16 protein-coding genes and 3 pseudogenes are annotated in these 13767 nt (G+C 72.0%); 14 read left to right on the plus strand and 5 right to left on the minus strand.

All coding sequences use genetic code 11. The features are described from left to right. Positions 1-277 precede the first annotated feature (277 nt). The 9 genes and pseudogenes from ACFVYK_RS22245 to ACFVYK_RS22285 all read left to right on the plus strand — a co-directional run. Positions 278-556 carry a polyprenyl synthetase gene (locus ACFVYK_RS22245; RefSeq protein ID WP_389776635.1) on the plus strand — a complete coding sequence of 93 codons (279 nt, stop codon included), beginning with the start codon at positions 278-280 and terminating at the stop codon, positions 554-556. Then, a complete protein-coding gene (locus ACFVYK_RS22250; RefSeq protein ID WP_389776638.1) occupies positions 549-1646 on the plus strand; it encodes a polyprenyl synthetase family protein in 1098 nt (365 codons plus the stop codon). Before ACFVYK_RS22245 ends, ACFVYK_RS22250 begins: the two co-directional genes overlap by 8 nt. 103 nt (positions 1647-1749) lie before the next feature. Then, positions 1750-2910 carry an oxygenase MpaB family protein gene (locus tag ACFVYK_RS22255; RefSeq protein WP_389776641.1) on the plus strand — a complete coding sequence of 387 codons (1161 nt, stop codon included), beginning with the start codon at positions 1750-1752 and terminating at the stop codon, positions 2908-2910. A 160-nt stretch (positions 2911-3070) separates the two neighbouring features. Next, entirely contained in the window at positions 3071-3916 is an 846-nt protein-coding gene (locus ACFVYK_RS22260) for an RNA polymerase sigma factor SigF (RefSeq protein WP_389776643.1), read from the plus strand. Positions 3917-4379: 463 nt separating this feature from the next. Continuing rightward, the gene (locus ACFVYK_RS22265) at positions 4380-5183 is read left to right on the plus strand and encodes an alpha/beta fold hydrolase (protein ID WP_389776645.1); all 804 of its coding nucleotides are present in this window, start codon (positions 4380-4382) and stop codon (positions 5181-5183) included. Next, a complete protein-coding gene (locus tag ACFVYK_RS22270; protein ID WP_389776647.1) occupies positions 5183-6559 on the plus strand; it encodes a PP2C family protein-serine/threonine phosphatase in 1377 nt (458 codons plus the stop codon). The genes ACFVYK_RS22265 and ACFVYK_RS22270 overlap by 1 nt, the downstream gene beginning before the upstream one ends. Next, on the plus strand, positions 6556-6894 hold the full coding sequence (locus tag ACFVYK_RS22275; RefSeq protein ID WP_389776650.1) for an STAS domain-containing protein: 339 nt from the start codon (positions 6556-6558) through the stop codon (positions 6892-6894). The genes ACFVYK_RS22270 and ACFVYK_RS22275 overlap by 4 nt, the downstream gene beginning before the upstream one ends. 146 nt (positions 6895-7040) lie before the next feature. After that, positions 7041-7547 carry an ATP-binding protein gene (locus ACFVYK_RS22280; RefSeq protein WP_389776652.1) on the plus strand — a complete coding sequence of 169 codons (507 nt, stop codon included), beginning with the start codon at positions 7041-7043 and terminating at the stop codon, positions 7545-7547. A 211-nt stretch (positions 7548-7758) separates the two neighbouring features. After that, positions 7759-7866: pseudogene (locus ACFVYK_RS22285) on the plus strand (MerR family DNA-binding transcriptional regulator); the annotation flags it as partial. Positions 7867-8034: 168 nt separating this feature from the next. Here ACFVYK_RS22285 and ACFVYK_RS22290 read toward each other — a convergent pair. After that, a complete protein-coding gene (locus ACFVYK_RS22290; protein ID WP_389776655.1) occupies positions 8035-8400 on the minus strand; it encodes an STAS domain-containing protein in 366 nt (121 codons plus the stop codon). 171 nt (positions 8401-8571) lie between these two features. On the opposite strand from ACFVYK_RS22290, the gene ACFVYK_RS22295 reads away from it, so the two are divergent. Both ACFVYK_RS22295 and ACFVYK_RS22300 read left to right on the plus strand, forming a co-directional pair. Beyond that, a complete protein-coding gene (locus ACFVYK_RS22295; protein WP_389776656.1) occupies positions 8572-9042 on the plus strand; it encodes an ATP-binding protein in 471 nt (156 codons plus the stop codon). Between the two features lie 153 nt (positions 9043-9195). Beyond that, positions 9196-10161 (plus strand): YihY/virulence factor BrkB family protein, encoded by a 966-nt coding sequence (locus tag ACFVYK_RS22300; protein WP_389776659.1) that lies wholly within the window; start codon positions 9196-9198, stop codon positions 10159-10161. A gap of 71 nt (positions 10162-10232) precedes the next feature. Here the strand turns inward: ACFVYK_RS22300 and ACFVYK_RS22305 are convergent, their stop codons facing one another. Further along, the gene (locus ACFVYK_RS22305; RefSeq protein ID WP_389776673.1) at positions 10233-10523 is read right to left on the minus strand and encodes a hypothetical protein; all 291 of its coding nucleotides are present in this window, start codon (positions 10521-10523) and stop codon (positions 10233-10235) included. Positions 10524-10562: 39 nt separating this feature from the next. Beyond that, positions 10563-10814, minus strand: a pseudogene (locus tag ACFVYK_RS22310) (maleylpyruvate isomerase N-terminal domain-containing protein); the annotation flags it as partial. 336 nt (positions 10815-11150) lie between these two features. Here ACFVYK_RS22310 and ACFVYK_RS22315 point away from each other — a divergent pair. The 3 genes from ACFVYK_RS22315 (at position 11151) to ACFVYK_RS22325 (ending at position 13048) form a co-directional block, all read left to right on the plus strand. Continuing rightward, the gene (locus ACFVYK_RS22315) at positions 11151-11729 is read left to right on the plus strand and encodes a dihydrofolate reductase family protein (protein ID WP_389776660.1); all 579 of its coding nucleotides are present in this window, start codon (positions 11151-11153) and stop codon (positions 11727-11729) included. A gap of 169 nt (positions 11730-11898) precedes the next feature. Next, positions 11899-12699: a histidine phosphatase family protein gene (locus ACFVYK_RS22320; RefSeq protein ID WP_389776662.1), complete on the plus strand. Its 801-nt coding sequence runs from the start codon at positions 11899-11901 to the stop codon at positions 12697-12699. A 52-nt stretch (positions 12700-12751) separates the two neighbouring features. Next, positions 12752-13048, plus strand: coding sequence for a hypothetical protein (locus ACFVYK_RS22325; RefSeq protein ID WP_389776664.1), 297 nt, complete (start codon positions 12752-12754; stop codon positions 13046-13048). Here ACFVYK_RS22325 and ACFVYK_RS22330 read toward each other — a convergent pair. Together ACFVYK_RS22330 and ACFVYK_RS22335 are read right to left on the minus strand one after the other, a co-directional pair. Beyond that, complete coding sequence (locus tag ACFVYK_RS22330; protein WP_389776666.1) at positions 13020-13277, minus strand: hypothetical protein; 258 nt, start codon at positions 13275-13277, stop codon at positions 13020-13022. The genes ACFVYK_RS22325 and ACFVYK_RS22330 overlap by 29 nt on opposite strands. Before the next feature lie 194 nt (positions 13278-13471). After that, a pseudogene (locus ACFVYK_RS22335) lies at positions 13472-13606 on the minus strand (arsenate reductase family protein); the annotation flags it as partial. Positions 13607-13767 lie beyond the last annotated feature (161 nt).

The following is a 13767-nucleotide window of genomic DNA, read 5'->3' on the forward strand; positions in this document are numbered from 1 at the left end:
AAGATGCCTCAAAAACGGCCACCCCGAGCGGCCCCGCCGACGTCGGCGCTGACCAGCCCGGCCTGCGGACGGCGCCCGCGGCCGGAGTCCGCGGCCGGAGTCCGCCGAAGGCGAGTCAGCGCTTGCCCGTGCGCGTACCCGGTGCCGTGGGCCCGTACACCCGTGCGAGTCGATCACTCGACCGTGAATTCACCCCTCGCCGCAGTCGCTTCGACGCGATGCTCGCAGGGGCGACGCGTGACCGGCGCCGCCCGGACGTCCTACGGGTGGGGAAACGATGACGCGTGACGCGGGACACCGTGGCGGACTGGACGAGCACGCGGTGCTGCTGGCGGCCGGGCTGGCCGATCTGGCGGTGAGCACGCTGGGTTCGGCCCTGGGTGCGGTACGCGGACTGCTGCGCCGCTCGGACACCGCGGAGCTGGCGGCGCAGGCCGAGCAGGATCTCGCGGCGCGCGGACGGCTGGTGCTGGACCGTTACGCGGCCGCACCCCCCGCCCACCTGGAGGTCCTCGCCCGCCGTGCGCAGGCCCGCAGGTCCGCCGACGATGTCTGACCGGTGGGAGCCGGCCGCGTTCAAGGGCCGCGTCGACGAGGTGGTGCGCCGCTTCGTCGCCCAGGAGGCCGACGAGTTCGCGCGGATCGATCCGCTCCTGGAGCCGGTGGCCGAGCAGCTCGAGGCGGCGGTCGCGGACGGCAAACGGCTGCGGGCGGCGTTCTGCTACTGGGGCTGGCGCGCGGCCGGGCAGCCGGACAGCGACGCGCTGATGCGCGCGGCGGCCTCCATGGAGCTCGTGCACGCCGCCGCGGTCGTGCACGACGACCTCATCGACGACAGTCCGCTGCGGCACGGACGACCCACGGCCCATGTCGCCCTGTGCGGCGCCCCGGCCGCGCGTCCGTCGGTCGACGCCGCCGTGACCCGGACGGCGGGACGATCGCTGGCGATGCTGGTCGGTGACCTGTTGATGGCGCTGGCCGGCCAGTTGTTCGCCGCCAGCGGTCTGCCCGCCGCCTACCTCGCGCGGGCCCGCCCCCTGTGGTCGGTGATGGCCCGCGAGCTGGTCGCCGGCGAGTGCCTGGAGATCCTGCGCACCGGAGCCGGCCCGGACACGGCCGCGTCGCTGAAGGTGATCCGCTACAAGACCGCCAAGTACACCGTCGAGCAGCCGTTGTTGATCGGCGGTGCGCTGGCCGGGGCCGGTGTGCGGCTGCGCGAGGGCTACTCCGCCTACGGTCTGCCGCTCGGCGAGGCGTTCCAGCTGCGGGACGATCTGCTCGGCCTCTTCGGAGACCCGCGACGCACCGGTAAGGCCAACGACGACGACATCCGCGGCAACCGGCCCACGGCGCTGCTGGCCGAGACCTGGCGTCTGGCCGGGGAGACCGACCGCGAGCGGCTGCGCGCTCTGCTGGCCCGACGCCGCCCGGAAGCGGACGTCACGGACGCCGAGGGGCTGGACACGGACGCCCTGGACGGAGTGCGCGAGGTGATGCGCCGGCTGAAGGCCCCCGACCGCATCGAGGACATGGTCGACGCGCGTGTGGAGCAGGCGCTCGACGCACTGCACGAGTGGGACGCGCCCGCGCACGCCACCAGAGCCCTGACCGCCCTGGCCAGGTCCGCGGCCGACCGCCTGTCCTGACCGGCCCGTGCCGCCCGGCGGCACAGCCTCCGCCCCGGCCGGTCGCCGGCCCGAGCCACTCCGTCCGTCCACAGGTCCTGAAACAGGAGCAAGGAGCCCCGTCATGGCCCACACCGAGGCCTCCATGAACGCCCTGCGGCACAGCGGCGACGAACTCGCCGACGCCACGGTCGCCGCGCTCTTCGAACGAGGCGAGGTCGGCACGTTCAACACCCTGATGCGCTACGTCTCCACCGCCGGAGCGCCGCTGCCGCACGGCCTGCCCGACGTCGCACGGGAGTACCTGGAAGCCACCCGTGTCCCGCCGTCCTGGGTGGACTGGTCGGAGATGGAGAGGGCGCGGCTGTTCTTCATCGACAACAACGTGCACATCTCCACCGCGCTCTCCTTCGCCTCCATGCCCGCCTGTTACGTCGTCCCGCACGTGGCGAGACTGCTGTCCACAACCCACGGGCTGCAGTACCCCTCCCAACGGATGGCGGAGACGGGCCAGTTCACCGTCTACCTGATGCAGCCCGACGCCTTCGAGGCCGGCGGTCGCTTCCTTCCCGCCGCACAGAAGGTCCGCCTCCTGCACGCCTCGATCCGCCACCACCTACGACGCGAGAACCGCTGGGACGTGGACGCGCTCGGGACGCCGATCTGTCAGGAGGACATGATCGGCGGGCAGATGTTCTTCTCCCTGCTCGTGCTGGACAGCCTGCACCGTCTGGGCGTCCACATGTCACAGGAAGGCGCGGAGGCCTACTACTACGCCTGGCGCGTGGTCGGCGCGATGCTGGGCGTCGACCAGGACGCCGTCCCCGAGACCCTGGGGGAGGCACGCCGCTTCCTCGATCTGTACATGATCCGGCACATGGGCCCCTCCGCCGAAGGCGCGCAGCTGACCCGGCAGCTCATCGACCTCTACGAGGAGGTGGTGCCCGGCACCTTCTTCGACCCGATCGTCTCCGCGCTGATCCGCCACCTCGTCGGCGACACCTGCGCCGACTGGCTCGACGTCCCGCACACGCCGTGGGACACCGTGGTGAGGGCCGTGCCGCACCTCCTCGGCGTCCTGGAGACCATCGAGGACCGCTCCCCGCTCGGCGCCTGGGCGCTGGACCGGCTCGGCCACCTCACCACGGTGCTGGAGCTCTCCTCCCTCACCCGCGGTCGCGTCATGCACTACGCCGTGCCCGAACAGCTCAGGCAGGACTACGGCCTGTCCAGCGCGGTGACCCGGAAGCGGCGGTGGATCCCGCCGGCGGCGACGGTGTCCTGATCCTCCGCCGCCCGTACTCCGGCGAACCCCCGCTGTGCGGCGCACTGGCGCACGGAAGGTGTGAACATCGGATTAGGGGCGTGACGAGGGGGTAGCCGCGCGGCTGTGCCGGTCGCATGCCGGCGGCGACGATCGGGCTTCGACGTGGGAGGGGTATGTCATGACGCTGATGAGCACGACGGCAACGGACGCGCGGGTGCACGAGTTGCCGGAGATCGCCGACCCCTCCCGGGTGGCGCCCAAGGACGCCCGCGCGCTGTCGAAACTCTTCTTCGACCAGCTGGCGGTCCTGGAGGAGGGCACCGCGGAGTACAGCTACGCGCGGAACACGCTGATCGAGATGAACATGTCCCTGGTCCGCTTCGCGGCCGGCCGGTTCCGCGGTCGTGGGCCGGAGGAGATGGAGGACATCGTCCAGGTCGGCATGATCGGCCTGATCAAGGCGATCGACCGGTTCGACCTGTCCCGGGAGGCGGAGTTCACCTCGTTCGCGATCCCCTACATCGTGGGTGAGATCAAGCGGTTCTTCCGGGACACCACCTGGGCCGTGCACGTCCCGCGCCGACTGCAGGAGGCCCGCGTCCACCTCGCGCGCGCCACGGAGGAGCTGCGCAGCCGCCTGGGACGCACCCCGACGGTCGGGGAACTGTCGGAGCTGATGAGTCTGCCCGAGCACGAGGTGCGTGAGGCCCGGCTCGCCGCGAACGGCTACAACTCCTCCTCCCTGGACGCCACGATCAGCGGCAGCGAGGACGGCGAAGCGGCCCTGCAGGACTTCATCGGCGTCCAGGACGGCGCGCTGGAGCTGGTGGAGGACTTCCACGCCCTGGCCCCCCTGCTCGGCGAACTCGACGACCGGGACCGCCGGATCATTCACATGCGGTTCGTGGAGGAGCTCACCCAGGCCCAGATCGGCGAACGGCTGGGCGTCTCGCAGATGCACGTCTCGCGGCTGCTGTCGCGCACGCTCGCCCGGCTGCGGGCAGGCCTGCTCACCCAGCACTGAAACGGCCCGCCTCATACTCCAGCCCTAGCCCGTGACTGGCTGGAGTCGGCTCATGCCCTCCTGGGCTTGCGAGGCTTGGCCCAGTCGCCGTGCGGACGGATTTGTTCCTGGGCCAGCCTGGCGGCGTCGCCATCCGACGAGCTGCACGGCATCGCGTATGGATCCGTTCGGCTGGCCGGGCCGGTTGTCGAGCTCGTCGTAGAAGCCCAGCAGCCCCAGCACCGCGTCCCCCTCCACGACGGCCCTTTCCATCCCTCTGGCACAGCGTAGGTCCGGCCGCCGGCAGGAGGCGTTCGAGGTGCTGATGGGCCGGAGAGCGGGCCGATTCGCGCGATCGTCCTGTTCCCGCTCCTCCGCGGGGGCCGGGTGGCTCATATGTGCGGGGTGTGGAGAAGACGGGCGCGGCCGGTGGTGACGCGCGGTTGGGCGGGAGCGGTGAGCGGCGTCTGAGAGGGTGGAGCCCATGGACATCGAGCGCAGGAACAACGTCACCGTCACCGGCAACCCGCGAGGTCGCACGGTCGTGCTGGCCCACGGGTTCGGCTGTGACCAGAACATGTGGCGGCTCACGGTACCGGCTCTGAGCAGCGACTACCGTGTGGTCATGTTCGACTACGTCGGCTCCGGCCGCTCGGATCCGTCGGCCTTCTCGCCGGAGCGGTACGCCTCCCTCGACGGCTATGCCCGAGACGTGACCGAGGTGTGCGAAGCACTGGACCTGCGCGACGCGGTGTTCGTCGGGCACTCGGTCAGCGCGATGATCGGGGTGCTGGCCGCCGACCTGGCTCCGGAGCGCATCGGGGCGCTGGTGATGGTCGCCCCGTCTCCGCGGTACATCGACGACGAGGGCTACCGGGGCGGGTTCAGCGCCGAGGACATCGACGAGCTGCTGGGCTCCCTGGAGTCGAACTACCTGGGCTGGTCCGCGGCGATGGCGCCGGTGATCATGGGGAACGCGGACCGGCCCGAGCTCGGGGCGGAGCTGACCAACAGCTTCTGCGCCACCGACCCGGACATGGCGCGCGTCTTCGCCCGGACGACGTTCCTGTCGGACACGAGGGACGCCCTGAAGAGCGTCCAGGTGCCGACTCTGGTGCTGGAATGCACCCAGGACGTCATCGCCCCCCGGGAGGTCGGCGCCTTCGTCCACCAGGCGATCCCCGGTTCGACGCTGGTCACCCTCGACGCGACCGGGCACTGCCCGCACCTGTCCGCCGCGGAGGCCACCAACGAGGCGATCACCGCCTTCCTGGCGAGTCAGCGGTGATGTGCCGGACCGGGCAGCAGCCCGACCGGCAGGACATGGGCGACCGGCAGAGCACGGCCGACGGGCAGGGCACGGGGGACCGGCAGAGCACGGCCGGCCGGCAGGGCACGGGGGACCGGCAGAGGACGGCCGACCGGCAGTCGGCGACCGCGGCGTTCGCCGCGCTGCTCGAGGACAGCGCCGAGGAGCTGTACGAGAACGCGCCGTGCGGGTATCTGTCCACGCTGATGGACGGCACCATCGCGAAGATCAACGGCACGCTCCTCGGCTGGCTGCGCCTGGAGCGGGACGCGGTGGTGGGACGGAAGAGGTTCACCGACCTGCTGACCGTGGGCGGCAAGCTGTACCACGAGACGCATTTCGCGCCGCTGCTGCGCATGCAGGGCGAGATCGGCGGCATCGCCCTGGAGGTCAGGGCGGCCGACGGCGAGCGCATGCCGGTGCTGGTCTCCTCCGTGATCAAGCAGGGCGGAAACGGTGAGCCGTTGCTGATCCGCACCACCCTGTTCGACGCCCGGGACCGCCGCGCCTACGAAGCCGAACTCCTGCGGGCCAGGAAGGAGGCCGAGGAAGCACGCAGACAGGCGGAGGCCGACCGCGCCAGGCTTCAGGACGCCCTGGCCGCGCTCCAGCAGTCGCTGCTGCCCGATTTCCTGCCTACCGTGCCCGGCGTCGAGACGGCCGTCCACTACCGCGCCGCCTCTCCCGACCGGCTCGGCGGCGACTTCTACGACCTCTTCCCCCTCGGCGGCGAACGCTTCGCCTTCTTCCTCGGCGATGTGTGCGGCAAGGGGCCCCAGGCGGCCGCGGTCACCTCGCTGACCCGCTACACGCTGCGCGCCGCCGCCCTGCACGACGGCGACCCCGTCTCCGCCCTCACCACCCTCAACACGGTGCTGCACGAGCGCTACACCGGCGGCGACCCGCGCTACTGCACCGCCATATTCGGCGTGATCGAACCCGATGCCGCGAGCGGGCGAGCCGCCGTCCGGCTCGCCTCGGGCGGCCACCCCTCGGCCCTCGTCATGCGGGCCGACGGCACGGCCGACTTCCTGCCCACTCCCGGCGGCTTCCTCGTCGGCGCCCTGCCCGACGCGCGCTTCGCCACCGCCGCATGCGTTCTCGCCCCCGGCGACACCCTGCTGCTCTACACCGACGGCCTCACCGAGGCCCGCACCGGCGAGGACCGCGGCAGCCTGTACGGGGACGAAGCCCTGCGCGATTTCGCAGCCGACCACGCCGGCCGGCCTCCGCACGCCGTCATCGAAGCCCTCACCGGTCTGCTGGACGGCTTCGGCGACGGCCTCGACGACGACACCGCCCTTCTCGCCCTCGGCGTTCCCGCCCCCGACCTCAGGACCGAAGATCCCGCATGAGCCCACTGAAGATCACCACCCGAGACGCCACGACTGGTCCCGTTCTGGAGATCATCGGTGAACTCGACTATCAGCACGCCGCCGAACTGACCGACCTGCTCGCCACGATCACCCTCGACCCGGGACAACGGCTGGTCCTGGACCTGGCCCGCATGGAGTTCTGCGACTCCAGCGGCATCAGCGCCCTGATCGCCGCCCGCAACCTCGCGCACGCCGCTCGGGCCGACGTCGCCCTGGCCGCGGTCCCCGCCCACACCCTGCGCGTCCTGCGCGTCGTCGGCCTCGACCAGATCTTCCCCCTCCATCCCGACAGCGACGCGGCCACTCGGCTCTGACGGCGGCACGCGCGCTCGGCGGCGCGGACCGCCGCGCCATCGCGAGCTGCGACCCGGGGCCACGGTGTGCGCCGCCCGCGCCCGGGTAGACGGAGGCGAGAGACCGAAGCGCCACAAGAGCGGTGAACGCGACGAAAGAGCCTCACATGGTCATCCCGCTGAGGAAGCAGACGGCAGACGAACAGGGCCGGGACGAAGGCGTCCCGCTGCGCTACGGCGCGATCTGGGGGGACGGCGCCGCTCGCGCGGCCGACGCCCGCCAGGCCCTGCGTGCCTTCCTCGGCCACGCCCGGGGCACGGACCGCACCGTGGTGCCCAACACCCTGGCGGCCGACGCCGAACTCGCAACGAGCGAAATGATCACCAACGCCATCCTGCATGCTCCGGGTCCCTGCGGGATGACCCTCGAGCTGACCGGCGACGAACTGACGATCACCGTGTGGGACAGCTCGACCGAGAAGCCGGCGCCGAAGAAGGCCGACCCGCGCCGCATCGGCGGTCACGGCATGCACCTGGTGCACACCGTCAGCGACAAGGTCGTCGTCGCACTGCGCGCCACGGGGAAGCTGGTCACCGCCCATCTGTCCCTGCGGCCAGACCGGAACGGTCCCGGCCTTCGCGAAGCCGCCTTCCCGGCCTTCATGGCGGGCTGAACCACGGGCAGCCGCACCGGGGTCATGGACGGCTGAGGGACGCTTCCGGGCCGCGGCCGGGGTTGACCCTCGACCTTGTCGCACGGCCTGTCGGGCCCGTGGCGGCACGGTGCCGGGCGGCGGGGCGGCCACCTCGGCGAGTAACGCCGCCAGCAGGCGGCCTGCGCCGTCCTGGCCGCCCCCGGCCGCCTGGAGGATCAAGGTGCGGGGTGTGGAGAACGAGATGCGCAGCATCGGGGAGATGTCCCGGGACGGCGGACTGAGCGTGAGCGCGCTGCGGTTCTACGACCGCGCCGGTGTGCTGGTCCCCGTCTGGGTCGTGTGATCCTTAGGACGCCCGAACCTCCACAGCCGAAGCTGGACCGGGGCCGGCGTCCCCGAGGCCCCTGGGGACAAGGAAGAGCACCGAGCATGCCGGATCTCGTACGAGAAGGACGTCTGTTCCGGGTGGTCGGCTTCGCGGCGTCGCACCGGCAGCTGCTGCTGGTCAAGCGGTCAGGGCCTGCTCCACGGTGGGGTGGCAGGTGATGATCTCGTCGATGCCGACCATGTGCAGCAGACGCACGACGGATTCCTGGGCTCCGGCGATGCGCAGCCACCCCTGGGCGCCGCTCACCCGCCGGTGGGCCGTGACGAACACGTTGATGCCGCTGGAGTCCATGAACGTCACGCCGCTGAGGTCCGCCACGATGCGCGGGGGCGTCGCGCCGTCGTCGGACAGCAGCGCCTGGCTGAGGACGTCCTTGACGTCGTGGTCGATCTCGCCCTCCACGGCCACGACGAGGACGCCGTCGACCATTTCGTGCTGGACGGAAAGATGATTCGGCCGGTCTTCCCTGGCGATGTCGTTCACGTCTCCTCGGCTGGGCCTAGGCTTGCCCGCTCAGGGCGTGCTCGGACGATTCTGCCCCACCGCCGCGGCGGCATGCACCAAAGCGGCGGGCGGCGGACGGCGCCTGCGGCGGCCTGCAGGGCGCCGAAGCGGGTAGCGGCGCAGGTCGACAGGGGAGCGAGGGCGGATTTCATGGGATCCCATGGTGACGGCGACGGCTGTACCGGGCAGGATGAGCATCTGATGCGGGCCGGATACGCCCTGGGAGGCGACGACGGCTGCATCGCCGATGCCCGACACCACGCCGTCGCCTTTCTCGACCGGGCCCGCGCCGACCACCACCTGCCGGTGTCCGAGCGCACCCTGGACCTGACGCAGCTGGTGGTCAGCGAGTTGGTGACCAACGCCCGCAAGTACGCGCCCGGTCCCGTCCTGATGGAGCTGCGCATCACCGCCCACGCCGTGGACGTCGTCATCTGGGACAGCGACCCCACCGTCCCCGCTGCCCGGGCCGCGGACCCCGAGAGGGTCGGCCAACACGGCCTGGAGATCGTCAAGGCCCTCACGGAGCACCTGTTCATCGAGCAGGAGCCGGTCGGCAAGCGGATCACGGCCCGCATCGCCCTGGCCGACGCCTCCAGCCCCGGCATCGCCCGCCGCTGAGCCGAGCGCCGCGCCTCCCGGCAGGCCGCCTCGACCGAATGATCGTCCGGCTATCGAAGGCGTCACGGGGTAGTCGGGACACACGCACCGGATGGTGTCGCACCGCAGGGGCTGGGGGACGGGTTGGGAACGGTGGGTGAGAGCATCCCCGTCATGGATGACGCGAACGGTCACACGGTTCGATGGTGGGCGGCGCTGCGCCGGACGCCGGTGACCATCTGGAACGACGACGTCACGGACTGGGCCGCCGCGCTGACCTACTACGCGGTCCTCGCCCTCTTCCCCCTGCTGCTGGTCATCCTCTCGATCCTGGGGCTGACCATGCCCACGGCCAAGCCCGAGGTCATCGACCGCATGGCGCAGGCCGCCCCGGCCGAGTCCCGGGCTCTGCTGCGCAGCACCCTGCGGCAGATGGCCGCACAGTCGTCGACCGCGTGGACGCTGATCTTCGTCGGAGGGACGGGAGCCCTGTGGTCGGGATGCAGCTATCTGAGCGTCTTCCGCCGGGCGCTGTACGCCATGCACCGGATCAGCGCCGACCGGCCGGTCTGGCGTACGGCACCGCGTATCGTCCTCACGGCCCTCGTCCTGAGCGCGCTGCTGCTCACGTCGACCGTCGCGCTGCTGCTCAGCGGCGGCCTGGCCCGGCGGCTCGGCCGGGTTCTGGATCTGGGCACCGCGCCGCAGTCCACCTGGGACGCCCTGCGATGGCCGGTCGTCGCCGTGGTCGCCGTCGCCCTGGTGCTCGTCCTGTACCGGTCGGGACCGGCGTGCTCGCGTCCCGTCGGGAGGATGGCTCCGGGCGGGACGCTGGCGGTGGGGCTCCTGCTGACCGTCTCCCTCGGGTTCGCCGTCTACACCTCCCACGTCAGCACCTATGACCGTCTGTACGGTTCACTCGCGGGCGTCGTCGTCTTCCTGGTCTGGTTGTGGCTGTCCAACCTGTCGCTTCTGATGGGCGCCCAGTTCAACGCGGAACTGGCCAAGCCCGGCAACGGCGACTCCGACGGCGACTCCGACGGCGATGAGGAATCGTCCGGTTCAGCGGCCCCGCGCCGGCCGGACGGTGATCCGTCCCCGACGACGTCCTACGCGTCCGGCTCCCAGGCCACCAGCTGATCGAGACACGGCGATCGCGGTCCACCTTCAGGGAGTCCACCCGAACGCGGCCGTACAGGGCGAGGACCAGCTCACCGGCCGTGCCCCGAGCGGAGGCGTCGGCCGTCCGGGTCTGTGCCGGCGGCGGAGGCGGGCCGTGCGTGCGGCGGGGCGAGCCGGGTGGCCCGTGCGCCGTCGGCGGAGAGCGAGAGGCGCCAGGAGCGGCCCTCAACGGCGTGGTACTCGACTTCAGCGGGCTCGTGCGGCCAGGGGGCCGTCGTCGCGCAGCAGGTGAACAGGAACGCGTCGACGCCGTCGAGTGCCACCTCGTCCGCCAGCGGTTGCGGGGCGCCCACGACGGCCTGAGCGTCGTAGGCGTGCACCGCGACCTCCTGGAGTTGGTACCGGGCGACCGCGCCGCAGGTCTGCGGAGACTGCGTCGCACCCCACCACGTCCAGCAACCCCGATCCGGGCCGGCTTCCCGCAGCGCGTCGAGCAACGTCCGCGTCGACGCGGCCGACCAGGCCAGCAGGGCCTCGCGGCCCGAGGGGGAGCGTCCGGACCGTCCGCCGCCGGCTTGACCGGGGGAGCGGCGGCAGGCCCGGCGGCGACGACGGAGGCCCAGAAGCGGCGCCCCAGACCCAGGTGCTGCGCCAGGTCGAACGGCGTGCACTCGGGGCAGGTCGGCACGCGCGCGTCGAGGCTGGGCGCGGAGGCGACCGCGGGGCGGAAGGAGGTCGAACGTTCATCGATCAGCCACGGCAGCTCGGGGAACTCCGAAGATTCTTCCACTGGCTGTGGATCACCGTGCGCCGAGCGTCGGACAGCGATTTCCCCGGCCGACGCGACGGGCGCGGCCCTCGTCGCCCCGTGCCGATGATTTTCGTCGTGGCCGCCGGTCTCCACTCCCGACAGGCGTTTGCGGCATCTGCGGCATCTGCGGCATCTGCGGCATCTGCGGCATCTGCGGCATCTGCGTGCGGTATCTGCGGCATCACAGGAGAGACTCATGACCGCTTCCTATACTTTCGACGTCTTCTCCAGCCTCGACGGCTTCGCCGCCGCAGGCGGTGACTGGACCGGTTACTGGGGCAAGCAGGGCCCCGAGCTCCTGGACCACCGCCTCGCCCAGTACCGGGAGAGGCAGCGGATGGTCCTCGGGGCCAACACGTACCGGTTGTTCGCGCAGATGCTGGCGACGAGCACCGATGACTCCGACGTCCGGGACCCCTGGGTGACGCAGCTGAGGAGCCTGCCCGCGACGGTGGTCTCCACCACGTTGCAGGAACCTCTCGACTGGCCGGATGCGAACGTCGTGAGCGGCGACGCGGTCGACGTCGTCGCTCGGCTCAAGGAGGAGTCCGAAGTGCCGTTGCGCTCGCACGGCAGCCTCTCGATGAACCGGGCGCTGATGGCCGCCGGGCTGGTCGACCGCGTCCAGGTGACGCTGTTCCCGGTGATCACCGGCCGGACCGGCCTGGACCCCGTCTTCCGGGGTGCGGCCGACTTCGACCTGGAGTTGATCGAGCACCGCACGCTGGACGGCCACATCCAAGAGCTCGTCTATCGGCCCACCCTGCACGCCTGAGTCCTGCCGCCCGGCCGTGTGAGGTGAGCGCCCGTCGCGCCCTGAGTGCCGTGCCGTCGAAGCGCGGCCGTCCGACGGCGATCTCGGGGTCAGGCGATCTCGGTGTCAGGCGACCTCGGGGTCAGGCGGGGAACAGCGGGGCAGGATCACGCGAACCGACGGGAGGCACATGTCCGCATCGCGCCGTGACGCACTCGGTGGGCCCGAGGGCTCACGCCCGCCGGCCCCGGTGCCGGGTCGGGGCGATGGGCACGGCGGGGAAGACCTGTCGCCGCCGTCCGCCCTGACCGCGCTGTGGGCGGTGCGGCACGGGCAGAGCGCCGCCAACGTCGCCTTCGCCCAGGCCGAGCGGACCGGCTCGCCCGATCTGCCGGTGGCCGGACGCGACAGCGACGTTCCGCTGTCCACGCTGGGACGCGCCCAGGCCCGAGCCCTGGCCGGCTGGCTCGTCGGGCACGCGCCCCACGCCGGTCCGGACCTGGTGGTCTGCTCGCCCTACCTACGGGCTCGGCAGACCTGGGAGGCCATGGCGGCTCACGCGGCGTCTTCGACCGAGATGCCGGTGCTCGTCGACGAGCGGCTGCGGGACCGCGAGATGGGCGTCTTCGAACTGCACCCGCCGGGCGCGCTGCTGGCCCGGGCCCCGGAGGAAGCGGCGCGTCGAGCCCTGCTGGGCGAGTGGTCCTATCGTCCGCCGGGCGGCGAGGCGATCGCCGACGTCGCCTTGCGCGTACGGGCCTTCACCGTCGAGCTCGGCAGGGCCGCCGCCGGACGCCGCGTGCTCGTCGTCGCCCACGACGCGGTCGTGATCGCCCTGCGCCAGGTGCTGGCCGGGATCGGCGCGGGCGTCCCTCGCGACCTGCCGCCGGTCCCCAACGCCTCCGTCACGCACTGGCGAGGCGACGGACGCCGCCTGCGGCTCGTCCACTGGGGCCGGACCGCCCACCTGGACGACGTCATCCTGCCGTGATGCCCGCGGGTCAGGCGTCTCCGGTCATGGGCGTCACCAGGAGGCGCCCGACGTGGCCGTCGGTCAGCAGTCCGGAGCGGGCACGCGGTTCTTCCTCGACCTGCGCGTCAAGGGCGGCGAGCTCGGCCTGGAAGGCTCGGCGGCCGGCGCGGACACGGACGTCGAGTTCTTCGCGGGGCCTGGCACGGGTGCGTTCAAACCGGTGGAGCGGAACGCCTTCACCGCACTGCTCCACGGCACTGCCGCGGTGATCACGACGGACATCGCCCGCGGGCCGGCCACGCCCGCGCAGGTGGAAAGGGCCTGTCGTTGCCGAGTGATCAGAGCCAGCTCGCCCATCCGAAGGTGAAGAGGTATGCCGGTCGCAGCGCGTCGGTTCCCCGCTTGCCTCGCAGGTACATGACCGACAGGGCCAGGAGGAACAGTGCGGCCGACGCTCCGCCGATGCCGGCGCCGACCGCGGGGTGCCCCACGAAACCGGCGCCCGTACTCGCGACGGTCACGAGTCCCAGACCGAGGTGGGCCGCAGGCAGGTCCGCGCGCAACGCCTCTCGCGCTTCCGTGCGTGCTGTCCGCATCGCGGAGTCGTACCGCTCTCGCGCCGCCGACGGATCGGCTGCGGGACCCTCGGGCCACTGCTGCAGCACCGCATCCCCTCCCGCTGCTCGGGCCGCGCATCGTCGGCGGCTTCGGCTTCGGGGCGTCCGACGCGGTCGCGGCACCGCGCCCCCGCGGGGGCCGGGGCGACGGAAGCCGGGGCCGGCGGGCAGCGCAGGATCGAGCGTACGGCCTCAGATGAGCGGCCGGCTACCGCTGTGCCGTCGTCCGCGGTGATGATCGGGCGCTGGATCGGGGTCGGTCGGGCGGCCGGTTCGTCGATCCAGCGGTCGCGATGCGCGGGAACGCGGTGTCGGGGTGCGGCTGGGGTCCGGTGGTTGGAGGCGCAGGTTCCGCTGCTCCACCGGGCCCCAGCTAAGAGGCCTGGTGCCCGAGAAGATGGTGGTTACACCGTTTGCCCGCGGTGATGTCGTGATGCGGGACATGGCTGTGGGCCCCGGGTGGTCCCGG

Source organism: Streptomyces sp. NPDC058291 (genome assembly GCF_042880855.1).
Taxonomy (GTDB): domain Bacteria; phylum Actinomycetota; class Actinomycetes; order Streptomycetales; family Streptomycetaceae; genus Streptomyces.

Bases quoted from the DNA above. Each gene is read 5' to 3' on its own strand.
- ACFVYK_RS22255 (WP_389776641.1), top strand. From the start codon at position 1,750: ATGGCCCACACCGAGGCCTCCATGAACGCCCTGCGGCACAGCGGCGAC.
- ACFVYK_RS22295 (WP_389776656.1), top strand. From the start codon at position 8,572: ATGGGATCCCATGGTGACGGCGACGGCTGTACCGGGCAGGATGAGCAT.
- ACFVYK_RS22265 (WP_389776645.1), top strand. From the start codon at position 4,380: ATGGACATCGAGCGCAGGAACAACGTCACCGTCACCGGCAACCCGCGA.
- ACFVYK_RS22330 (WP_389776666.1), bottom strand. From the start codon at position 13,277: ATGCGGACAGCACGCACGGAAGCGCGAGAGGCGTTGCGCGCGGACCTG.
- ACFVYK_RS22315 (WP_389776660.1), top strand. From the start codon at position 11,151: ATGACCGCTTCCTATACTTTCGACGTCTTCTCCAGCCTCGACGGCTTC.
- ACFVYK_RS22320 (WP_389776662.1), top strand. From the start codon at position 11,899: ATGTCCGCATCGCGCCGTGACGCACTCGGTGGGCCCGAGGGCTCACGC.
- ACFVYK_RS22275 (WP_389776650.1), top strand. From the start codon at position 6,556: ATGAGCCCACTGAAGATCACCACCCGAGACGCCACGACTGGTCCCGTT.
- ACFVYK_RS22260 (WP_389776643.1), top strand. From the start codon at position 3,071: ATGACGCTGATGAGCACGACGGCAACGGACGCGCGGGTGCACGAGTTG.
- ACFVYK_RS22280 (WP_389776652.1), top strand. From the start codon at position 7,041: ATGGTCATCCCGCTGAGGAAGCAGACGGCAGACGAACAGGGCCGGGAC.
- ACFVYK_RS22245 (WP_389776635.1), top strand. From the start codon at position 278: ATGACGCGTGACGCGGGACACCGTGGCGGACTGGACGAGCACGCGGTG.
- ACFVYK_RS22300 (WP_389776659.1), top strand. From the start codon at position 9,196: ATGGATGACGCGAACGGTCACACGGTTCGATGGTGGGCGGCGCTGCGC.
- ACFVYK_RS22270 (WP_389776647.1), top strand. From the start codon at position 5,183: ATGTGCCGGACCGGGCAGCAGCCCGACCGGCAGGACATGGGCGACCGG.
- ACFVYK_RS22250 (WP_389776638.1), top strand. From the start codon at position 549: ATGTCTGACCGGTGGGAGCCGGCCGCGTTCAAGGGCCGCGTCGACGAG.